Source organism: Amycolatopsis thermoflava N1165 (assembly GCF_000473265.1).
Lineage (GTDB): Bacteria > Actinomycetota > Actinomycetes > Mycobacteriales > Pseudonocardiaceae > Amycolatopsis_E > Amycolatopsis_E thermoflava.
In genome coordinates, this window is the sequence record NZ_KI421511.1 from 4,307,215 (window position 1) to 4,327,215 (window position 20,001).

Genomic DNA, 20,001 nt, shown 5'->3' on the forward strand with positions numbered 1-20,001 from the left:
GCCCCTTTCCTATCAGGACTTGGGCAGCTTGGGCAGGATCGTGTCGACGATGCGCCGCGCTTTCCCGCACGAGTCGTCCCCGGCGGCGTCGTCGTGGAAGTTGTCGTACTCGAACTTCACGACCTCGCCCTCGCCGTCTCCGGTCCGCAAGTGGGTCCACGCGATGGTGCAGCTGTTGCCCGCCGTGGTCCGTTTCTCCTGGTAGCCGGTGATCCCGCCGCCCAGGTCGACCCGCGTGCCGTCGTCGCCGTCGGACGGCTCGACGGCCTCGGAGATCCGCAGGTAGCCGGTGGCGTTGCCGCCCGACCAGTGGCACTCGTGCAGGCCGCCGGGCCGCTTCTCGGTGCTGCGGCCGAGGACCTCGGTGGCGACGGTGTCGTCCACCAGCGCGCACGGGTCGAGCGGCACGGCCGAGTTCGCCGCGCGGGTCATCCGGGGCGGCGAGCCGTGCATCTCGGCGACGACCTCGCGGATGACGGTCAGCCCGGTGCCGCAGGCGTCCCCGCCCTGGTAGGTGACCTGGACGGAGATGCCGATGGCCGGCGTCTCGGAGGTGACCGCGGTGACCACGCAGCCTTCGTTCTCGGCGGTGTCCGGGTCGTCCAGGTCGCTCTCGACGATCGGCAGGCCTTCGACGGTGCCGACCGGGGTCGTGGAGGACAGCAGGAGCGTCTCCCCCATCGTGAGGCTCAGCCGGGCCTCCTTGCCTCCCGCGTCGGTGACCTCGACGGCGCAGCCGTCCAGCCCGGTCGAGTGGATGCTGTCCTCGACCGGCGTGCCGACGCCGGTAACGGTGTCGCCCTGCAGCACCCCGCACGGGTCGACGGTGCGCAGCGCGTCCATGCTGACCGCGGCGTCGTCGACCGGACCGGTGGCGGCGCTGGTCTGCGTGACGGTCGTGCGCGGGAAGTTCTGCTTGCCGAGGTCCGGTCCGGCGCACGCGGAAACGGTCAGTGCGAGCAGGACCACGGGGACGAAACGGCGAGGCCGGGCGACATGGTGCACGCGGTGCACCGTAGCCGCCCGGCCTCGCCGGGATGTTCCGAACCTGCCTATTCGGCCGGGGTCTCGTCGCTTTCCGACACCGGGACGCGGATCGGCCGCAGCACGGCCCACAGCACGAACAGGGCGGTGAAGATCAGCATGCCGATGCCGGACCACAGGTTGATGTTCACGCCCGCCGCCTTCTGCAGCTCGGCGTCGTCGGTGAACGCGATGCCCATGATCGTCAGGACCGCGCCGTAGACACCGGTCAGCAGCGCGATGATCAGCCGGATGTCGAACGCGCCTGCCCGGCGCGTGCGCACGGGGGTTTCGCTAGCCATGTCTGCCAACCTCCTAGAAGGCGATGTTCAGCGCGATCGTGAGGACCAGGACAATGCCCGCGAGCAGGCCCGGGTTGCGGTACCAGCCCGCGTCCTCGCCGGTGGTGGAGCGCTTGAGCGACTCCCGCGGGGTCAGCGAGTAGACCAGGCCGGTCAGCTCGGAGGCCTCGCGCGGCTTGGTCACCATGGTGACCGCCACGCTGACCGCGATGTCGACCACGAACGCCGCCCCGGCGCCGATGAAGCTGGCGCCCTGGCCGGGCAGGTCCCACACGCCGGTCTCGGCGAGCAGGAACACCACGATGGCCGACGCGGTGCCGGACAGCAGACCGATCCAGGCCGCGGCCGGGGTCATGCGCTTCCAGAACATGCCGAGGATGAACGTGGCGAACAGCGGCGCGTTGAAGAACGAGAACAGCTGCTGCAGGTAGTCCATCAGGTTCGAGTACTGCGACGCGATGGCCGCCGTGCCGATGGCCAGGATCGTGGCGCCCGCGGTGACCCAGCGGCCCATGTTCAGGTAGTACGAGTCCGGCTTGTCCTTCTTGATGTAGGCCTGCCAGATGTCGTACGTGAACACCGTGTTGAACGAGCTCAGGTTCGCCGCCATACCGGCCATGAAGGAGGCCAGCAGACCGGCGATGGCGACCCCGAGGACACCGTTGGGCAGCAGGTCGCGCATCAGCAGCAACAGCGCGTCGTTGAAGGTCGCGCCGCTGGGCGCGGAGCCGCCGTCGATCAGGGCCTGCTTGTTCTCGCCCTGCAGCTCGGTCACGGTGACCGCGGCGATCATGCCCGGAATGATCACGATGAACGGGATCAGCATCTTCGGGAACGCGCCGATGATCGGGGTGCGCTGCGCCGCCGACATGCTCTTCGACGCCATCGCGCGCTGGACCTCGACGAAGTTCGTCGTCCAGTAACCGAAGGACAGCACGAACCCGAGACCGAACACCAGGCCGAGCACGGACAGGAAGTTGCTGCCGAAACCGGTGAGCTGGTTGCCCGGCCAGGATTCCAGCTGGGCCGCGCCGCCGGGGCCGCCGGTCACCTTGTCGGCCAGGCCGTCCCAGCCGCCGACCTTGTAGAGGCCGACGATCGTCAGCGGCACCAGCGCGGCAACGATGACGAAGAACTGCAGCACCTCGTTGTAGATCGCGGCGGACAGGCCGCCGAGCGCGGTGTAGGCGAGCACGATGACGGCGGCGACGACGATCGACACCCAGATCGGCCAGCCCAGCAGCAGGTTCACCACGCTGGCCAGCAGGTACAGGTTCGCGCCCGCGATGAGGATCTGGGCCAGCGCGAAGCTGATGCCGTTCGTCAGGTGGGCGCCGGTGCCGAAGCGGCGCCGCATGAACTCCGGCACGCTGCGAACCTTCGACCCGTAGTAGAACGGCATCATCACGATGCCCAGGAACAGCATCGCCGGGATCGCGCCGATCCAGAAGTAGTGGGCCGTCGGCAGGCCGTACTGCGCGCCGTTGGCCGACATCCCCATCACTTCGATGGCGCCGAGGTTGGCGGAGATGAAGGCGAGCCCGGTGACCCAGGCGGGCAGGGAACGGCCGGACAGGAAGAAGTCGATGCTGCTCGACACCTGTTTCCGGGCCAGGTAGCCGATGCCGAGCACCAGCACGAAGTAGAACGCGAGCAACACGTAGTCGATCGCGTGCGCATCAAGTCGCAGGTTCGCTGCGGCTAGGACGGGCACCGATGCCACCTCCGGGAGTCCAACATCTCCGAACAAAAATCACCACGATCGAGTGACGAGCGCACATTACTACGCGGTATCCCAGCCGTGCACGCCAGCGGGCGCGCCTTGACCGTGTCGAGATCAAACCGGTGACAACCCAACAGCGCGGCGTCACCCGGCGCAACTCGGCGCCCGATCGTGATCGTGATCCACGTCATGGGAGGTGCGAAACGCCGCGGAAAGCGCCCGTTACCCGGCGGCAATGCGCCTTCGATTGCATTCAGCGGTCGCCGGGTACGGCGGCGTACCACCGTTGACAATTTTCGAGGGAGGACCCCGGTGAGCCTGAACGACCTGGTCTACGGCCTGATCAACCTGGTCAGCGCGATCGTCAACAGCCTTTGATGTGAACGGGGATTCGCCGCACCACGTCCGGCGTGGTGCGGCGGATCCGCGTGTTCAGAACAGGCGGAGATCGTCGGATTCGGTGCCGCGGAGGGCGTCGTAGTCCAGGGTCAGGCAGCGGATGCCGCGGTCCTCGGCCAGGGTGCGCGCCTGCGGCTTGATCAGCTGCGCGGCGAACACGCCCTGCACCGGCGCCAGCAGCGGGTCGCGGTTGAGCAGCTCCAGGTAGCGGGTCAGCTGCTCGACGCCGTCGATCTCCCCGCGGCGCTTGATCTCCACCGCCACCGAGCCGCCGTCGGCGTCGCGGGCCAGGATGTCGACCGGCCCGATCGCCGTCGGGTACTCGCGGCGGACCAGCGTGTACCCCTCGCCGAGCGTGGTGATGTGCTCGGCCAGCAGCTCCTGCAGGTGCGCCTCGACGCCGTCCTTCTGCAGGCCCGGCTCGGCGCCCAGGTCGTGGCTGATCTCGTCGATCCGCTCTTCGATGGTGATGACGAGCTTTTCGCCCGCCTTGTTCTGCACCGTCCAGACGTCGCCGTCCTCGATGAGCCAGCACGGCGGGCTCATCCAGTTCAGCGGCTTGTAGGCGCGGTCGTCGGAGTGCACCGACACCGAGCCGTCCGCCTTGATGAGCAGCAGCCGGGTGGCCATCGGGAGGTGGGCCGTCAGACGGCCGGCGTAGTCCACTTGGCAACGAGCGATCACGAGACGCACCCGGCGAGGGTAGAAGATGCTTCGGCAGACTGGTCGCGTGGATCCCATCGAACGGCTCGGCTCCCGCGAGGTGTACCGGAACAACTGGATGACGGTGCGCGAGGACGACATCCGCCGCCCGGACGGCTCGACCGGCATCTACGGCGTCGTCGACAAGCCGGACTACGCGCTGGTCGTCCCGCTCGACGGCGACCGGCTGCACCTGGTCGAGCAGTACCGGTACCCGCTCGGCCTGCGGCGCTGGGAGTTCCCGCAGGGCACCGCGCCCGGGCTGGCCGAGCTGGACCCGCTGGAGCTGGCGGCGCGGGAGCTGCGGGAGGAGACCGGGCTGGTGGCCGGTTCGCTGACCGACCTCGGGCTGCTGGACGTCGCGCCGGGCATGTCGAGCCAGCGCGGCCGGGTCTACCTGGCGACGGAGCTGGTCGAGGGCCCGCACGAGCGCGAGCACGAGGAACAGGACATGCGCACGGCGTGGTTCAGCCGGGACGAGTTCGAGAAGATGATCGCACGCGGGGAGATCACGGACGCCCAGTCGATCGCGGCGTACGGGCTCCTGCTGCTGCACGAACGCTGACCATCGCGACGGCGCCGAGGAGCGGGCCGGCCGACAGCAGGGTGACCGCGTCGCGCCAGCCGGTGAGGTCGGCGAGCAGCGGGAGCAGCTGGATGGTGATCGCGCTGACGACGAACCCGGCGGCGGTCATCGCGGTGAGCGCGGTGCCGGCGTAACGCGGGTCGGCGACCTCGGACAGGGCGGCGGAGAACTGCGCGGAGTCGGCGATCACGGCGGCGCCCCACACGAGCAGCAGCGGCGCGAGCAGGGGCGTCCCCCAGGCCGCGACGGAGAGCAGACCGCAGGCGGCGCTGGTGAGCATGGCGCCGGTGGTGACTGCTGCGCGGCCGAATCGGTCGGCGAGGACGCCGCCGAGCAGTGCCCCGGCGACGCCCGCGACGCCGATGGTGGCGAAGGTGTCGCCGTCGCCCGCGGCCGCGACGTAGCTGGGCAGCCAGGCCCACAGCGCGTACAGCTCCCACATGTGGCCGAAGTAGCCGAGGCAGACCAGGCGTTGCGCCCGGTCGCCTGCCATGCGGAGCAGGTAGCGGGGTTCCCATGGCGGCGACGGGCGCCAGTCCGGCCCTGGCCGGACCAGGGTGAGGGCGATCGGGGCGGCGAGGAGGGCCAGTGTCGCGGCGATGAGCAGGGCGGTCCGCCAGTGGCCGGTGCCGCCGAGGAGGCTGGGCAGCGCGGAGCCGAGGGTCAGCGCGCCGACGAGCACACCGAGCGCGGTCCCGCGCTGACGCGGAAACCAGGAGACGACGATCTTCATGCCGACCGGGTAGACGGCCGCGAGGGCGAACCCGGTGACGAACCGGAGCGGGGCGGCCGCCGCGGCCCCGGCCGACGGGAACGCGAACGTGGCGGCCGCGCCGAGCGCACTGCCCGCGGCGACGAGGACCTGCGGCCGCGTGCGATCGGCGAGGTTGACCGCGGCGGAGACGACGGCGCCGGTGGCGAACCCGAGCTGCACCGTGATGGTCAGGAGAATCCCCGCCTGCCGCGAGAGGCCCCACTCCGCGCGGAGCGCCGGGACCACGGTGGACGCGGAGAACCAAAGGCTCATGGCGAGCACCTGCACGAGGGCGACGAGGGCCAACTGCGGTCCGCGCCGCCGGAGGATCACGTCGTCGTGCTTATTGGCGGTGGGTCGGCGCGGTCAATCGCGGGGCGCGGTGCTTCATCCGATCGCGTGGAACCGGTCCCAGGCCGTGGAACGCGGGGTCCCGTCTCGGGACCCCGCGCCCGGCCGGCTGGGTCAACAGGTTGTGTCGTAGATCGACGTGTAGGAGCAGCTCGAACCGCTGCTACTCGAGTTGCTCGCCAGCACGACCAGCGTGATGAAGATGGTCGCGGCCACCACTGGGATGATCACCAGCACCCACATCAGGATGCGGCGGATCGAGTGCAGCACCGAGAGTTGCTCCAACGCGATTTGCCTCGCCGCGTCACTCGGGCTGTCGGCTTCGACGATATGGCCATGGCTGGCCTGGATCGGAGCCGTCTGGATCCAATTCCACGGCCGCATCAGCCCCAAGTCGGTGAGCTTCCTGGGCGTCGTCTCAGTCATGCCAGCCGCCCGTGCAGGCGAACACGAGGCCGACGAGTCCGAGGACGAAACCCGCGGTGCCGAGGCCGTTCTTCGGCTGCACGGGCGTGGGCTGGGCATAGGGCGGATGAGTCACGAGCGTTCCTTGAGTGCGTGCGCAGCGGGCCGTCCCGCTTGCGTCGCACCCTGAATCGCCGCGTGCTGCTGGTTGTAACAGCGTTCAGGCGGACCAACCGGCAGAAGTGGATCTTGACCGGGAGCGTCTCCAGCGGCGCTGAAGTGCGCGAACGAGCGCCGTTCCGGACGTGACGGAACGTGGTGGTTGAATTTTCAGTTCACTCGAACAGAGCAGTCCGGGCATCCCTCACTCGGGCCACTCCGGCTTCCGCTTCTCCAGGAAGGAAGCCATCCCCTCCCGCGCCGCCGGCGTTTGGGACGCTGCCGCCATCACCTCGACCGCGATGGCGTACGCGTCGGCCTCCGGGCGGTCCAGCTGGGCGTACAGGGTCTGCTTCCCGAGCGCCTTGCTGGCCCGGCTGCCACGCGTCGCCCTGGCCAGCAGGTCGGCCACCGCCGCGTCCAGGTCCTCGTCCGGCACCACTCGGTTCACCAGGCCCCACTCCAGGGCCGTCGCCGCGTCGATGACGTCCCCGGTCAGCGCCAGCTCCATCAGCCGCTTGCGCCCGATCGCCCGCGCGACCGGCACCGCCGGTGTGTGGCAGAACCAGCCGCCCTTGCCGCCGGGCAGCGCGAAACCCGCGGAGGCCGCCGCGACCGCCAGGTCGCACGACGCGACCAGCTGGCACCCCGCCGCGGTCGCCAGTCCGTGCACCCGCGCGATCACCACCTGCGGCACCGACTCCATCGTGCGCATCAGCCGGGTGCACAGGGTCAACAGGCGCCGCACCCCCGCCAGGTCCCGCGACGCCACGTCACCGAAGTCGTGCCCCGCCGAGAACACCGGGCCCGCGCCGGCCAGCACGACGCCCGTCGCGTCGGTCGCCGCCGTCTCCTCGAACGCCGCCAGCAGCTCGGCGAGGTGGGCTTCGGACAGGGAGTTGCGGCGGGCGGCCCGGTTCATCGTGATCGTCACCGTCGCGTCGTCGCGCTTGACCAGGATGTGCTCGTACTCGGCCATGACCCGACGCTACCTCCCGGCGGCCGTGTTGTGGTACCCGAAGACGCGCCGCTCCCGCGCGGTCACCGTCGACATCACGCGGTCCCGCCACGGCGTGCTGGTCGCGTGCCGGTAGGCAGGCGACTCGAACAGCGACACGTCCGCGATCTCGTGGAAGGCCAGCAGATCCGGCCCGGCCCCCTCGACCCGCCGGTACCGCCGGATCCGGTGCCAGCCGGGCAGCTCCAGCAACAGCGGCACGTGCTCCTCGCGGTACCAGCGCTCCAGTTCGTCGGCGTCCCCGGACAACGCCACCGACACCACCACCGGCGCGGGGGCGACGCACGAACCCCAGGACCCGGTCAGCTCGTACACCCGCCGGTCGAGCGTCGCCAGCCGCGAGACCACCGACTGCTCCCGCGGGCTCCGCCGCCGCACCACCTCGTACTCCGGGCTCGCCAGCGCCGCCAGGTCCAGCTCGTACCAGGCCAGCCACGACGGCCGCGCCCCGTCCAGCTCGCGGTACCGGTACCCGCTGCGGATCCCCGGCACGCCGACGCGCGCGGGCGCGTGCTCGTTGTCGTACCAGTCGTGGAACTCCGCCTCGGCGACCTCGCCCGGCTCGGACAGCACGTACAGCAGTCCCTCCGTCATCCGCCACTCCTCCCCCGCGCTCGGGTACCGTTTCGGGCAGGCGACCACGGCGAGGAGCGGCAGTGTCGAGAGAGGACCCCGACGTCATCGACTCGGTGGAGAAGGCCTTCCGGCTGCTGCAGGCCTTTTCCGCGGAACGGCCGGCGATGACGGTGAGCGAGGCGGCCGCGGCCACCGGGTTCACCCGCGCCACCGCGCGCCGCATCCTGCTGACGCTGGAACGCCTCGGGTTCGCCGAGGTCGACGACCGCCGCTTCCGCCTCACCGCGGGCGTCCTGCGGCTCGGCTACGGCTACCTGGCCGCGCTGCCGTTCTGGGAACACGCCCAGCCGCACATGCGCGCGCTGGCCGACGAGCTGCGGGAATCCTGCTCGATGGCCACTTTGGACGGATCCGAGATCGTCTACGTGGCCCGGGTTCCGGCGTCGCGCTCGATGTCCATCACGCTCAACGTCGGCTCGCGCCTGCCCGCCTACCCCACTTCGATGGGCCGCGTGCTGCTCGCCGCGCTGCCGCCCGCCGAGCTGGAGTCCTATCTGGACACTGTCGAACTGCGGAAGCTCACGCCCAACACCATCACGGACCCCGCCCAGCTGCGTGCGGAACTGGCCCGGGTCGCCGAGCGCGGTTACGCGGTGGTGGACGGCGAACGCGAGGAGGGCGTCCGCTCGGCCGCCGCGCCCGTGCGTGGCGCCGGCGGGCGGGCGCTGGCCGCGCTGAACGTGTCGGTCAACGCGGCCCGCGTCTCGCTGGACGAACTTACCGACCGGTTCGTGCCGCGCCTGCTGGACACCGCCGCGGCCATCACCCGCGACATCGAGGGTCTGCACTAGTCCTCCGCGAAGAAGCAACGCGTCGGGTTCGTGACGAGCAGCGCCTCCGGGTCCGGCGTGATCTCCGCGATCAGGTCGGCCAGGTCGCCGTCATTCGGCACGAAACCGTGCGTGTTCGGGTGCGGGAAGTCGGTGCCCCACACGACCCGCTCCGGCGCCTCGGCGGCCAGCAACCGCGCCAGCTCCACGGAATCGGCCATGTCCGGCGGCGCGGTCGCGATCCGGTCGGCGCCGCTCAGCTTCACCCACACCGAACCGGTCTCCAGCAACCGCAACAGCGACCGCACGGCGGCGCTGTCCAGCCCCTGGCGCAGGTCGACGCGGGCCATGTGGTCGATCACCACCCGCACGCCCAGCGATCGCACCAGGTCCGCATGCTCGGCGATGCCGTCACCCGCGACGTGCAGGGCGATGTGCCAGCCGTACGGCCGGATCAGGGCGACGATCGCGTCGATCTCCTCCTGCGACGGCGCCGGCCCGAGGTGCGGCGTGAAGTGCAGCCGGGCGCCGCGCACGCCGGCCCGGTGCAGGCGCTCCACCTCGACCTTCGGCGTGGTCGGCCGGATCAACGCGACCCCGCGGTACCGGCCGCCGCCGGTTTCCAGCGCGTCGAGCAGCGCCGAGTGGTCGGTGCCGTGGCAGGCGGACTGCACGATGACGGCGCGCTCGAAGCCGAGCAGCCGGTGCAGCGCCTGCAGGTCCTCCTTCGGCGCCTCCGGCGGGGTGAACGTGCGGTCCGGCGCGTACGGGAACTTCGCGGTGGGCCCGAAGATGTGGCAGTGCGCGTCGCAAGCGTTTGCGGGCAACGGGATCGCGGGCGCGTGCGGGTTCGGGTCCGGCCCGGGGTTGCGGGGATCGGTCATCAGTCACACCTCGCGGTCATGCCGCCGTCGACGACGATTTCGGTACCGGTGACGAACCGGGCCTCGTCGGAGGCCAGGTACAACGCGGCGTACGCGGTGTCGCGGCCGTCGCCGGCGAAGCCGAGCGGGATGCGCGCCTGCCGCTGGGCGAGCAGCGCGTCCACGTCCCCGCCCGCCCGCTGCCCGGCCAGGCGCGCCTCGACCATCGGCGTGTGCAGCTGCCCCGGCACCACGGTGTTGACGCGGATGCCGTCCGGCGCGTGCTGCACCGCGATCACCTTGGACAGCTGGATCACGCCCGCCTTCGCCGACGCGTAACCGGCCTGAGCCGAGCCGGTCCAGCGGGTGCCGGACGTGGACGCGGTGTTGACGATCGCGCCGCCGCCCTGCGCCTTCATCACCGGGATGACGTGCTTGCAGGTCAGGAACACGCTGGTCAGGTTGTAGTCCAGCTGGGCGGCCCAGTCCTGTTCGGACAGTTCGACCGGTCCGCCCTTGCGCGAGCCGCCGACGTTGTTGACCAGGACGTCGACGCGGCCGAACTCCGCACGGCACGCCTCGACCATCGCCGCCACGGCCGCGCCGTCGGTCACGTCGCACAGGTGCGTGCGGATCGTGCCGCCCTCGGATTCGACCGTGGCGACGGTCTCCGCCAGCGCCTCGGCCTTGAGGTCCACGGCGAACACCTTCGTGCCTTCCCTGGCGAAGAGCACGGCGGCGGCCCGGCCATTGCCCCAGCCGGGGCCGACGCTGCCCGCGCCGGTGATGATCGCGACCTTGCCGGCCAACCGCCCCGTCATGACCCGACCTCCAGCGCCACCAGGAACCGGGACACCAGGTTGTAGGCGCCGATCGTCACAGTCAGCTCGACGATCTCGCGGGCGTCGAAATGCTCGCGCAGGGTCGCGAACAGCTCGTCCGGCACCCGGATCCGCCTGGTCATCGCGTCGGTGTAGGCGAGGACGGCGCGCTGCCGTCCGTCCAGGACGCTCCGGTCGCCACCTTCGCGCAGGGCGGCGATCTGCTCGACCGTCATGCCCTCCTCCTTGGCGACCGGTTCGTGGGCCGCCCATTCGTACTCGGCGCCGTTCAGCTCGGCGACGCGCAGCACCGCGAGCTCCCGCAGGTCCCCGGGCAGGGTGCCCTGCCCGCGGATGGCGCCCAGCAGGCTGTTCCAGCCGTCGGCGAACGGCGGGCTGTGCAGCAGCATGCCGTCCAGCGGGGTCAGGCGCCCCCCTCGGCGCGCGCGGATCCGGTCGGCAACCTCGCTGCCCGTCTCCACGTAGTCCAGCCTGGCCATGTGTTTCCCTTCTAGTTCACTGCGACGGTCGCGGGGACGGGCTCGTGCCCGTCGAGGACGCGGCGCGCCCGGTCGCGGTCGAAGACGCCCTCCCAGCGGCTGACGACGATGCTGCCGAGCATCTGGCCGCACAGGCTGACGAGACCGCGCATGGTGGAGAGGAACCGGTCGATGCCGAGGACCAGCATGATCCCGGCGACCGGGACGACGCCCGTCGTGGACAGGGTCGCGGCGAGGATGACGAACCCGGCGCCTGCCACGCCCGCGCTGCCCTTCGAGGTGATCATGAAGACGGCGAGCAGGCCGACCTGCTGCCAGATGGTCAGGTTCACGTCGAAGGCCTGAGCGATGTAGAGCGAGGCGAAGCCCAGGTACAGGCACACGCCGTCGCCGTTGAAGGCGTACCCGGAGGGCACCACGAGGCCGACGATCCGCTTCGGGCAGCCGAGGTGCTCCAGCTTGCGCATCAGCTGCGGCATCACGACCTCGTAGTTCGCGGTCCCGAGCGTGATGAGCAGCTCGTCCTTGAAGTACCGGTACAGCTTGAGGATCCGGATGCCGCACAGCCGGGCGACAGCCCCGAACACGACGAGGCAGAACACGATCCCGGTGCCCCAGAAGAGGAGGACGACGCCACCGAGGCTGGCCAGGGTGGACGCCCCGAACTTGCCCGTCGTGTAGGCCATCGCGGCGAACGCGCCGACCGGCGCGAGGTACATGACGAGCTTGACGATCCCGAACACCACTTCGCCGATCCGCTCGATGCCGCGGATCACCGGCGCGCCGCGTTCGCCCAGCGCCTTGACCGCGATCGCGAACAGGATCGAGACCAGCAACACCTGCAGGACGTTGCCGCCGGTGAAGGCGCTGACGACGGTGTCCGGGATGATGTTGACCAGGAAGTCGTACCAGTGCTGGGATTCGCCGGTCTGCGCGTACTGCTGCGCGGTGCCCGACAGGTGCAGCGCCGCCGGGTCGGCGTGGATTCCGCTGCCCGGGTCGAACAGGTCCATCACGACGAGGCCCACGATGAGCGCGATCGTGGTCAGGACCTCGAAGTAGACCAGCGCCTTGACCCCGATGCGGCCGACGCTGGTCAGCTCGCCCGCCGAGGCGATCCCGGTGACGATCGTGCAGAACACCACCGGCGCGATGAGCATCTGGATCAGCTCGATGAACCCGGTACCCACGGGTTGCAGCGCGGCGCCCACCCCCGGCGCGACGAAGCCGAGGGCCGCGCCGAGGACGATCGCCACCAGGACGGTGACGTAGAGCTTGGTGGTGAAGGCGGTGCGCAAGAACGATCCGGCGGACATCTTCGTCTCCCTTGTGTTCGCCTGACGTACAGTTGCACGTCTGACGAACACGAGTATGCGAGATGACACCCGGACGGGTCAACCCATGACGAAAGTCGGATCCCTTCCCTGCCGTCAGTGTCCTGTGCGGACACCCGCCCGGTTCCTACCTTGACTTCCGTGAAACGCGTGTGCGCGGCGGTGGCCGCGATCGTCGCCCTGATCCCCGGTACGGCGACAGCAGATCAACTACCGGACCCGTCCTCGATCGACTCCTACGTCGCCGACTTCGCCGAGACAGCCGGGTATCCCGGGGTCGCGGTGGCGATCACCAAGGACACCGGCGTCGTGCACCTGCACGGCTACGGCACCGCGACGGCGACGACCCCGATGCCGATCGCGTCGGTGTCGAAGGCCTTCACCGCGCTGGCCGTGGTGCAGCTGGCCGAGAGCGGCAGGCTCGGCCTGGACGTCCCGGTCGCCACCTACCTGCCGGAGTTCCGCCTCGCCGACCCGCGGGGCGGCGCGATCACCGTGCGGCACCTGCTCAACCAGACCTCCGGGATCACCGACGGGACCCTGCCGGAGAAGAGCCTCCCACAGCCGGACGACCTGGCCGGCGCCGTGCAGCGCGCCCGTCAGGCGACGCTGGCGAGCGATCCCGGCGCCGAGTACCACTACACCAACACCAACTTCCACCTCGCGGCGCGGCTCGTCGAGGTCGTCAGCGGCCAGGCCTTCGGCGACTACCTGCGGCAGCACGTCTTCGAACCGGCGGGGATGCGCTCGACGACCGCCATCACGCGGACGCCCCGCGACCTGCCCGCCACCGTCCACCGCGGACACGTCTACGCCTACGGGCTCACCCCCGCGGCGTCCGAACCGGACCGCTTCGTCGCAGGCTCGGACGGGGTGATCACCACCGCCGAGGACATGGCCCGCTGGCTCGCCGTCCAGCGCACCGGGGGCGGCCTCGTCTCCGCGGCAGGCCTCGCGCTCATGCACACCGCCGCGCGCGAGAACTACGCCATGGGCTGGCAGACCGACGACGAGGGCCGGGTGAGCCACACCGGGATCTGGTTCACCTACACGGCGGGCGCGCTGATGCTGCCCGACGGATACGGCATCGCGGTCATGGTGGACAGCGGCGTCTCGCTCGGCAACGAGGGGACCACCCAGCTCGCCGAGGGCATCGCCGCGATCCTGCACGGTCAGCAGCCGCCGGCCCCGTCCTCGGCGCGGCTGCTGGTCGACCTCGTCCTGGCCGCGCTGACGCTGCTCACCGTCGGCATCGGGATTCGCACCGCGCTCCGCGCCCGCCGATGGGCGGCACGGGCCACCCGGTGGCGGGTCGTCCGCGGACTGGTGCCCCGGCTGATCCCGGTCGTCGCGCTGGTGGCGCTGGCCGACCTGGCAGGCGGGCTGTTCGGCGGCCGCGACGCCACCTGGCTGCAGACGGCGTACTTCTCACCCGCGCTGGTGATCTGGCTCGCGCTGTGGAGCGCGACGGAACTCGCCGTGATCGCCGCCAGGGCCGCCGCGCTGGTCCGGCTCACCCGCGGTCGAGCACCGCTTGCAGGAACTCCCGTGTCCGTTGGTGGTCCGGGTCGGTGAACAGCTTCTCCGGCGGCGCGTCCTCGACGATCTGCCCGTGGTCGAACATCAGCACGCGGTCCGACACGTCCCGCGCGAACTGCATTTCGTGCGTCACGCAGAGGAACGTGATGTCCGTGGTCGACGCGATCTCCTTCAGCACCTTCAGCACGCCGGCCACCAGCTCGGGGTCGAGCGCCGAGGTCACCTCGTCCAGCAGCAGCACCTCGGGACGCATCGCCAGCGCGCGGGCGATCGCAACCCGCTGCTGCTGCCCGCCGGACAGCTGAGACGGGTGGGCGTCGGCCTTCTCGCTCAGCCCGACCATCTCCAGCAGCTCCCGTCCGCGCTGCTCGGCCTCCTCGCGGGACAGGCCGAGCGCGCGGATCGGGGCCTCGGTGACGTTCTGCAGCACCTTCATGTTCGGGAACAGGTTGAACTGCTGGAACACCATCCCGATCCGCCTGCGCATGCGCCGCTGGTGCTTCTCCCCAGCCGGCACCATCCGACCGCCCTTGTCGACGTGCGACAGGCATTCGCCGCCGACGAAGATGCGCCCCGCGTTCACCTGCTCCAGCGTCATCAGCAGCCGCAGGATCGTCGTCTTGCCCGAACCGCTCGGCCCGATCAGCGTCACGAACTCCCCTGGCCGCACCGAAAAGTCCAGCTTCCGCAACACCACGTGGTCGCCGAACTTCTTCACGACCCCCTCGAACCGGATCATCTCAGAGCTGTCCGACACGGCGTTCCAACCTTCGCACGAGGATCGACGACGGGTAACTGATCAGCAGGAACAGGATGCCCGCGAGGGTGTAGGGCTCGATCACCTGGAAGGTCTCGGCCCCCTGCCCCTTGGCCCGGTTGAGCACGTCGAGCACCCCGATGCTGATCAACAGCGGGGTTTCCTTGAACATCGAGATCATGTAGTTGCCCAGCGCGGGCACCACCCGTGGCACCGCCTGCGGCAGGATGATCCCCGTCCACACCCGGCCGCGCGGCAGGCTCAGCGCCCTCGCGGCCTCCCACTGTCCTTTCGGGACGGCCTCGATCCCCGCGCGGTACACCTCGGAGGTGTAGGTGGCGTAGTGGATCCCGAGCGCGATCACGCCGGTCACGAACGCCGACGGGGTGATGCCCAGTGCCGGCCACAACAGGTAGAAGACGATGAACACCTGGATGAGCAGCGGAGTGCTGCGCACCACCTCGATGAACAGGTACATCAGCTGGCTCAGCACCGGGATCCGGGCCCGCCGCACCAGCGCGAACACCAGGCCCAGCACGTAGGCCACCGCGGAGCCGAGCACGGTCAGCTCGAGGGTGACCAGCAAACCCTCCAGCAGCAGCGGGACGGATTCCCAGAAGTAGTCCCAGTTCCAGTTCATCCGGGCGCCCCCGCCCTCGCCCACGCGCGCTCACGCTTGGGCGGCTCACGCCCGAGCCGCCGCGCCAGCACGCGTTCCAGCGCCCGCATGATCATCGTGATCACGACGGCGATCGCCAGGTAGCACAACAGCTCGACGCCGTAGATCAACACGAGCTGGCTGCCGTACACCGGCCGCAGGAGCTCGCCCTTCTCGGTGATCTCCCCGGCCGAGATGAAGTACAGCAGGGCCGTGCTCTTCATCAACTGGATGAACAGGTTGTTGAACGGCGGCAGCATCTCCACCACCGCCTGCGGCAGGATCACCCGGAACATGCGCTGCGCCGGGCTGAACGACAGCGCCACCGCGCCTTCACGCTGCGCGCGCGGCACCGACTGCACCGCGCCGCGCACGATCTCGGCACCGTAGGCGCCGTGGTTCAGCCCGAGCACGATGATGCCTGCGAACAACGGAACGAGCTTGAACCCGACCAGCGCGGGCAGGACGAAGAACAGCCAGAACAGCTGCACGACCTCCGACGTCCCGCGGAACCCTTCGACGTAGACGCGGCTGACGAACCGGACCGTCCGGGACCGCGACAGCATCGCGAGCCCGGCGATCAGTGCCAGGACGATCGTCAGCGCGATGCCGCCGACCGTCGCGTACACCGTCGTGCCGAGTCCACTGAGGATGGTCGAGATGATGTTGGATGTCGAGTCCGACACGACGCGTCCCCGGGCTCGAGCGTCAGGCCGCGCAGAGCTTGTCGGTCGTCAGGTCGGCCTTGGGCAGGTTGCTCTGGTCGAACCCGAACGGCGTCACGATGCGCAGCCACTCACCGTTGTCGTGCAAGGTCTTCAGCTGCTGGTTGAACGCGTCCCGCAGCGAGGTGTCGTCCTTGCGGAAGACGAACCCGCCCGCGGTCTGCACCGGCTGGCCGTTCTCGGTGGGCTGGAAGCCGGGCGTCACCTCGACGCCGGCGTTCGGGTTCTGCTTCACCAGCCACTTCAGCGAGATGTCGGTGAGCGCGGCGCAGTACACGCGGCCCGCGGTCACCGCGCGCAACATGTTGTCCTGCGTGTCCAGGGTTTCGATCTGGTCCTCGGAAACCCCCGCCGCTGTGGCGAAGCCCTTCTCCACCGCGGCGGAGAGCACCGCGACCTTGACCTTCTTGGCGGCGACGTCGGCGAGGGTGTTGACGCCCTGCGGATTGCCGCTGGGCACGAGCAGCGCGGTCAGCGCCGAGTAGTCCGGATTCGAGAACAAGGCCGCGTTGCAGCGCGTGGGCGTGATGTTCATGCCCGCCGCGACGATGTCGAACTGCTTCGCGTTCAGGGCCGGAATCAGCTGGTCGAACGGCACCACGTTGGCCTGCACGGTGTCGATTCCGAGCGCCTTGCACACGGCACGGGCCACTTCCGGGGCTTCACCGGTCGTGTTCCCCGAGGTGTCGGCGAAACCGTAGGGCGCCTCGTTGGCGATTCCGATCCTGATCGTCTTGGCGCTCTTCGCCGAGTCGAGGGTGTTGCCGCTTTCGGTGCTCTGGCAGGCTGCCAACAATGTCGGTCCCGCCACCGCCGCTGCGCCGACGACCGCCGATCGCCGGAAGAAATCCCGTCGTGTCCACTGACCGTGCGTCATTTTCGTCGCACCCCTTATTCGGTTCCGCCGGTTCACCGAACGTAGGCGGTGCGTCCGATGGGGTCAAAAGAAGCAACGAGATCGCCACTCGCTGTTATCGGAAAGAGATCAACGTTGCGTGTGGACGATGCGCACGGAAAGTGACAGAACTGGCTCAGTCCTGCGGCAACTCGTGGCGTTCCCGCACCACCGAAACGATTTCGTCCATGATCTCGGTCAGCTCGTAGTCCTTGGGTGTGAACACCCGGGCGATGCCGCGCTCGGTGAGCAGCCGCGCGTCCTCGGGCGGGATGATCCCGCCGACGATCACCGGGATGTCCCCGGCGCCCGCCGCCCGCAGGCCGTCGACCACCTGCGGCACGACCTCGAGGTGCGAGCCGGACAGCACCGACAGGCCGACGACGTGCACGCCCTCCTGCACCGCGGCGGCCACGATCTGCTCCGGGGTGAGCCGGATGCCCTGGTAGATGACCTCGAACCCGACGTCGCGGGCCCGCACGGCGACCTGCTCGGCGCCGTTGGAGTGCCCGTCCAGGCCCGGCTTGCCGACCAGGATCCGCAGCTTCTCGCCCAGCTCCTCGCCGGTCGCCCGCACGCGGTCACGCACCCGGGACAGCTCGGCGGCGTCGCCCGACATCGCGGCCGCCGACACGCCGGTCGGCGCCCGGTACTCGCCGAACTCCTCGCGCAGCGCGCCGGCCCACTCCCCGGTGGTCACCCCGGCCGCCGCGCACGCGAGCGTGGCGTCGAACAGGTTCTCCGACGTCTTCGCCACCTCGCGCAGCCGCGCCAACGCCGCGTCGACCGCGGCGTGGTCGCGCTGCTGGCGCCACTCCTCCAGCGCCGCGACGGCGTGCTTCTCCACCGCCGGGTCGACGGTTTCGATCGCCTTCGCGCCCTCGGCCTGCAGCGGGCTCGGCTCGGTGGTGTCGAACTTGTTGACCCCGACGATGACGCGCCCGCCGGACTCCACGTCGCGCCGGTACTCGGCCAGCGAGGCCACCAGCTGCGACTTCATGTAACCGCTTTCCACCGCGGCCACCGCGCCGCCGAGATCCTGCACCTGCTCGATCTCCGCACGCGCCCCGGCCACGATCTCGTCCACTTTGGATTCGATGACGTGCGAGCCTGCGAAGATGTCCTCGTACTCCAGCAGGTCCGTCTCGTAGGCCAGCACCTGCTGCATGCGCAGCGCCCACTGCTGGTCCCACGGCCGCGGCAGGCCGAGCGCCTCGTTCCAGGCCGGCAGCTGGATCGCGCGGGCACGGGCGTCCCGCGACAGGGCGACGCCGAGCATCTCCAGCACGATCCGCTGGACGTTGTTCTCCGGCTGCGCCTCGGTCAGCCCGAGCGAGTTGACCTGCACGCCGTAGCGGAGGCGGCGCGCCTTCGGGTCCTCGACGCCATACCGCTCGCGCGTGATCTCGTCCCAGAGCCGGGTGAACGCGCGCATCTTGCACATCTCTTCAACGAACCGGACCCCGGCGTTGACGAAGAACGAGATGCGGCCGACGACCTTGGCCATGTCGGCGGGCTCGACCTGGCCGGAGTCGCGCACGGCGTCGAGCACCGCGATCGCGGTGGACAGCGCGTAGGCGACCTCCTGCGTCGGGGTCGCGCCCGCCTCCTGCAGGTGGTAGCTGCAGATGTTGATCGGGTTCCACTTCGGGATGTGGTGCACCGTCCAGGCGATCACGTCGGTGATCAGGCGCAGGCTCGGCGCGGGCGGGAAGATGTAGGTCCCGCGGGACAGGTACTCCTTGATGATGTCGTTCTGCGTGGTGCCGGTGAGCTTGGCGAGCACCTCGTCGCGGTCGCGACCCTCGGCGTCGGCCTGCTCCTTGGCGACAGTGACGTAGAGCGCGAGCAGCCACATGGCCGGCGCGTTGATCGTCATCGACGTGTTGGCCTCGGCCAGCGGGATGCCGGCGAACAGGCGGCGCATGTCGCCGATGTGCGAGATGGGGACGCCGACCTTGCCGACCTCGCCCTTGGCCAGCGGGTGGTCCGGGTCGTAGCCGGTCTGCGTCGGCAGGTCGAAGGCCACCGACAGGCCGGTCTGGCCCTTGGCGAGGTTGCGCCGGTACAGCTCGTTGGAGGCCGCCGCCGACGAATGCCCCGCGTAGGTGCGCATGACCCAGGGGCGGTCTCGCTCGCGATCCGTGGGGTAGGGCATCGGTGCACCTCCAGATGAACGACACACAGAGCGTACTCGTCGGTAACTTCGCGCGCAGCCCCGCAAGGACGCATCTCACTGGGTGCGAAATCAGCCTGACCCCATCATGACTGCCGAGTTAGCCTCGTGGGTGTGACGTGGAGCCTGTACGCGAGTTACCTGGTGTTCGCCCTGCTGATCGCGGTGGTGCCGGGTCCGGACACGATGGTCGTGCTGAAGAACGCGCTGGCCGGCGGCGCGCGGGGCGGGTTGTTCACCTGCTCCGGCATCGCGCTGGGCAACCTGGTGCAGGCCACCGCGGTCGGGCTCGGGCTGGGCACGCTGATCGTGCAGGTGCGGCCGCTGTTCGAGACCGTGCGGTGGGCCGGGGTCGCCTACCTGTGCTGGCTGGGGTTCCAGGCGCTGCGCGGCGCGTGGCGCGGGAACTACGAGGCGCTGGACGAGCTGGACCGGCGCCGGGCGAGCGGACTGCGACGGTTCCGCGAGGGGTTCCTGTCGAACATCACCAACCCGAAGGTGATGGCGTTCTACCTGTCGGTGCTGCCGCAGTTCCTCGACCCGGCGACGACCGGCGCGGGCGAGGCGCTGCTGCTGGCGTACACGGTGCTGGTGGTCGGCACGGCGTGGCAGCTGACGTTGCTGTTCCTGGTCCGCTGGGCGAAGGGCTGGCTGAACCGGCGACGCGTCCGCCGCGCGATGGACGCCGTGACGGGCACCGCGCTGATCGGCTTCGGCGTCGGACTGGCCGCGGAGTGAGTCAGAGCAGCGCGGCGAGGTCGATCGTCACGGTGCCCACACCCGTCGAGGCGTAGGCCCTCGACACGCCAGAAGTGCGGGACACCCGCGGCCGCGTGTTGGGCCGGCTTGCTCGTGCGGTCCGCGGTCAGCGAATCCCGGGACACCACCTCGGCGACCAACAGGCG

23 protein-coding genes are annotated in these 20,001 nt (G+C 70.1%); 5 read left to right on the plus strand and 18 right to left on the minus strand.

What is annotated here, in order from left to right; all coding sequences use genetic code 11:
* Window positions 1-12 precede the first annotated feature (12 nt).
* From AMYTH_RS0121250 to AMYTH_RS0121260, 3 genes are read right to left on the minus strand one after another with little or no spacing between them, the layout of a single operon-like run.
* A complete protein-coding gene (locus tag AMYTH_RS0121250) occupies window positions 13-1,005 on the minus strand; it encodes a DUF3558 domain-containing protein (RefSeq protein ID WP_228684898.1) in 993 nt (330 codons plus the stop codon).
* Window positions 1,006-1,052: 47 nt separating this feature from the next.
* A complete protein-coding gene (locus AMYTH_RS0121255) occupies window positions 1,053-1,325 on the minus strand; it encodes a hypothetical protein (RefSeq protein WP_027932014.1) in 273 nt (90 codons plus the stop codon).
* Window positions 1,326-1,338: 13 nt separating this feature from the next.
* Window positions 1,339-3,039, minus strand: a complete 1,701-nt coding sequence (locus tag AMYTH_RS0121260) for a sodium:solute symporter family protein (RefSeq protein WP_027932015.1) — start codon at window positions 3,037-3,039, stop codon at window positions 1,339-1,341.
* A gap of 186 nt (window positions 3,040-3,225) precedes the next feature.
* On the opposite strand from AMYTH_RS0121260, the gene AMYTH_RS48960 reads away from it, so the two are divergent.
* Complete coding sequence (locus AMYTH_RS48960) at window positions 3,226-3,426, plus strand: hypothetical protein (RefSeq protein ID WP_157360635.1); 201 nt, start codon at window positions 3,226-3,228, stop codon at window positions 3,424-3,426.
* A 54-nt stretch (window positions 3,427-3,480) separates the two neighbouring features.
* Here AMYTH_RS48960 and nucS read toward each other — a convergent pair whose 3' ends face one another.
* Complete coding sequence (nucS, locus tag AMYTH_RS0121265; protein ID WP_026153883.1) at window positions 3,481-4,140, minus strand: endonuclease NucS; 660 nt, start codon at window positions 4,138-4,140, stop codon at window positions 3,481-3,483.
* 46 nt (window positions 4,141-4,186) lie between these two features.
* Here nucS and AMYTH_RS0121270 point away from each other — a divergent pair, with 46 nt between their 5' ends.
* Entirely contained in the window at window positions 4,187-4,714 is a 528-nt protein-coding gene (locus tag AMYTH_RS0121270) for an NUDIX domain-containing protein (RefSeq protein ID WP_209440873.1), read from the plus strand.
* Here the strand turns inward: AMYTH_RS0121270 and AMYTH_RS0121275 are convergent.
* The 5 genes from AMYTH_RS0121275 to AMYTH_RS47115 all read right to left on the minus strand — a co-directional run bounded on the left by AMYTH_RS0121275 (window position 4,659) and on the right by AMYTH_RS47115 (window position 8,016).
* Window positions 4,659-5,822 carry an MFS transporter gene (locus AMYTH_RS0121275; RefSeq protein WP_027932017.1) on the minus strand — a complete coding sequence of 388 codons (1,164 nt, stop codon included), beginning with the start codon at window positions 5,820-5,822 and terminating at the stop codon, window positions 4,659-4,661. The genes AMYTH_RS0121270 and AMYTH_RS0121275 overlap by 56 nt on opposite strands.
* Window positions 5,823-5,954: 132 nt before the next feature.
* Window positions 5,955-6,266 (minus strand): hypothetical protein, encoded by a 312-nt coding sequence (locus AMYTH_RS0121280; RefSeq protein WP_027932018.1) that lies wholly within the window; start codon window positions 6,264-6,266, stop codon window positions 5,955-5,957.
* Window positions 6,259-6,381: a hypothetical protein gene (locus tag AMYTH_RS50915; RefSeq protein ID WP_267283896.1), complete on the minus strand. Its 123-nt coding sequence runs from the start codon at window positions 6,379-6,381 to the stop codon at window positions 6,259-6,261. Before AMYTH_RS50915 ends, AMYTH_RS0121280 begins: the two co-directional genes overlap by 8 nt.
* 228 nt (window positions 6,382-6,609) lie before the next feature.
* Entirely contained in the window at window positions 6,610-7,383 is a 774-nt protein-coding gene (locus tag AMYTH_RS0121290) for an enoyl-CoA hydratase-related protein (protein ID WP_027932019.1), read from the minus strand.
* Between the two features lie 9 nt (window positions 7,384-7,392).
* Window positions 7,393-8,016, minus strand: coding sequence for a hypothetical protein (locus tag AMYTH_RS47115; RefSeq protein ID WP_051362767.1), 624 nt, complete (start codon window positions 8,014-8,016; stop codon window positions 7,393-7,395).
* A 62-nt stretch (window positions 8,017-8,078) separates the two neighbouring features.
* Here AMYTH_RS47115 and AMYTH_RS0121300 point away from each other — a divergent pair, with 62 nt between their 5' ends.
* A complete protein-coding gene (locus AMYTH_RS0121300; protein ID WP_027932020.1) occupies window positions 8,079-8,849 on the plus strand; it encodes an IclR family transcriptional regulator domain-containing protein in 771 nt (256 codons plus the stop codon).
* On the opposite strand, the gene AMYTH_RS0121305 is transcribed toward AMYTH_RS0121300, so the two are convergent.
* From AMYTH_RS0121305 to dctA, 4 genes are read right to left on the minus strand one after another with little or no spacing between them, the layout of a single operon-like run.
* Entirely contained in the window at window positions 8,846-9,712 is an 867-nt protein-coding gene (locus AMYTH_RS0121305; protein WP_027932021.1) for an amidohydrolase family protein, read from the minus strand. The genes AMYTH_RS0121300 and AMYTH_RS0121305 overlap by 4 nt on opposite strands.
* The gene (locus AMYTH_RS0121310; RefSeq protein WP_027932022.1) at window positions 9,712-10,512 is read right to left on the minus strand and encodes an SDR family NAD(P)-dependent oxidoreductase; all 801 of its coding nucleotides are present in this window, start codon (window positions 10,510-10,512) and stop codon (window positions 9,712-9,714) included. Before AMYTH_RS0121310 ends, AMYTH_RS0121305 begins: the two co-directional genes overlap by 1 nt.
* Window positions 10,509-11,012, minus strand: coding sequence for a carboxymuconolactone decarboxylase family protein (locus AMYTH_RS0121315; protein ID WP_027932023.1), 504 nt, complete (start codon window positions 11,010-11,012; stop codon window positions 10,509-10,511). Before AMYTH_RS0121315 ends, AMYTH_RS0121310 begins: the two co-directional genes overlap by 4 nt.
* Window positions 11,013-11,023: 11 nt before the next feature.
* The gene (gene dctA / locus AMYTH_RS0121320; RefSeq protein ID WP_027932024.1) at window positions 11,024-12,328 is read right to left on the minus strand and encodes a C4-dicarboxylate transporter DctA; all 1,305 of its coding nucleotides are present in this window, start codon (window positions 12,326-12,328) and stop codon (window positions 11,024-11,026) included.
* A gap of 159 nt (window positions 12,329-12,487) precedes the next feature.
* On the opposite strand from dctA, the gene AMYTH_RS0121325 reads away from it, so the two are divergent.
* Window positions 12,488-13,921 (plus strand): serine hydrolase domain-containing protein, encoded by a 1,434-nt coding sequence (locus tag AMYTH_RS0121325; RefSeq protein ID WP_027932025.1) that lies wholly within the window; start codon window positions 12,488-12,490, stop codon window positions 13,919-13,921.
* Here the strand turns inward: AMYTH_RS0121325 and ehuA are convergent.
* The 5 genes from ehuA to AMYTH_RS0121350 form a co-directional block, all read right to left on the minus strand.
* A complete protein-coding gene (gene ehuA, locus AMYTH_RS0121330; RefSeq protein WP_027932026.1) occupies window positions 13,860-14,624 on the minus strand; it encodes an ectoine/hydroxyectoine ABC transporter ATP-binding protein EhuA in 765 nt (254 codons plus the stop codon). The genes AMYTH_RS0121325 and ehuA overlap by 62 nt on opposite strands.
* Before the next feature lies 1 nt (window position 14,625).
* Window positions 14,626-15,282: an ectoine/hydroxyectoine ABC transporter permease subunit EhuD gene (gene ehuD, locus AMYTH_RS0121335; protein ID WP_027932027.1), complete on the minus strand. Its 657-nt coding sequence runs from the start codon at window positions 15,280-15,282 to the stop codon at window positions 14,626-14,628.
* Window positions 15,279-15,986 carry an ectoine/hydroxyectoine ABC transporter permease subunit EhuC gene (gene ehuC / locus AMYTH_RS0121340; RefSeq protein WP_017987321.1) on the minus strand — a complete coding sequence of 236 codons (708 nt, stop codon included), beginning with the start codon at window positions 15,984-15,986 and terminating at the stop codon, window positions 15,279-15,281. Before ehuC ends, ehuD begins: the two co-directional genes overlap by 4 nt.
* A 22-nt stretch (window positions 15,987-16,008) precedes the next feature.
* Window positions 16,009-16,902, minus strand: coding sequence for an ectoine/hydroxyectoine ABC transporter substrate-binding protein EhuB (gene ehuB / locus AMYTH_RS0121345; RefSeq protein WP_027932028.1), 894 nt, complete (start codon window positions 16,900-16,902; stop codon window positions 16,009-16,011).
* Between the two features lie 154 nt (window positions 16,903-17,056).
* Window positions 17,057-19,078: a protein meaA gene (locus tag AMYTH_RS0121350; protein ID WP_084022645.1), complete on the minus strand. Its 2,022-nt coding sequence runs from the start codon at window positions 19,076-19,078 to the stop codon at window positions 17,057-17,059.
* Between the two features lie 126 nt (window positions 19,079-19,204).
* On the opposite strand from AMYTH_RS0121350, the gene AMYTH_RS0121355 reads away from it, so the two are divergent.
* Window positions 19,205-19,834, plus strand: a complete 630-nt coding sequence (locus AMYTH_RS0121355; RefSeq protein WP_037322630.1) for a LysE family translocator — start codon at window positions 19,205-19,207, stop codon at window positions 19,832-19,834.
* The last annotated feature ends 167 nt before the right edge of the window (window positions 19,835-20,001 follow it).

Coding starts and splice junctions, on each gene's coding strand:
- ehuA (WP_027932026.1), bottom strand. CDS start 14,624: ATGATCCGGTTCGAGGGGGTCGTGAAGAAGTTCGGCGACCACGTGGTG.
- ehuD (WP_027932027.1), bottom strand. CDS start 15,282: ATGAACTGGAACTGGGACTACTTCTGGGAATCCGTCCCGCTGCTGCTG.
- AMYTH_RS0121255 (WP_027932014.1), bottom strand. CDS start 1,325: ATGGCTAGCGAAACCCCCGTGCGCACGCGCCGGGCAGGCGCGTTCGAC.
- ehuB (WP_027932028.1), bottom strand. CDS start 16,902: ATGACGCACGGTCAGTGGACACGACGGGATTTCTTCCGGCGATCGGCG.
- AMYTH_RS47115 (WP_051362767.1), bottom strand. CDS start 8,016: ATGACGGAGGGACTGCTGTACGTGCTGTCCGAGCCGGGCGAGGTCGCC.
- AMYTH_RS0121280 (WP_027932018.1), bottom strand. CDS start 6,266: ATGACTGAGACGACGCCCAGGAAGCTCACCGACTTGGGGCTGATGCGG.
- AMYTH_RS0121290 (WP_027932019.1), bottom strand. CDS start 7,383: ATGGCCGAGTACGAGCACATCCTGGTCAAGCGCGACGACGCGACGGTG.
- dctA (WP_027932024.1), bottom strand. CDS start 12,328: ATGTCCGCCGGATCGTTCTTGCGCACCGCCTTCACCACCAAGCTCTAC.
- AMYTH_RS0121305 (WP_027932021.1), bottom strand. CDS start 9,712: ATGACCGATCCCCGCAACCCCGGGCCGGACCCGAACCCGCACGCGCCC.
- AMYTH_RS0121350 (WP_084022645.1), bottom strand. CDS start 19,078: ATGCCCTACCCCACGGATCGCGAGCGAGACCGCCCCTGGGTCATGCGC.
- AMYTH_RS0121310 (WP_027932022.1), bottom strand. CDS start 10,512: ATGACGGGGCGGTTGGCCGGCAAGGTCGCGATCATCACCGGCGCGGGC.
- AMYTH_RS0121315 (WP_027932023.1), bottom strand. CDS start 11,012: ATGGCCAGGCTGGACTACGTGGAGACGGGCAGCGAGGTTGCCGACCGG.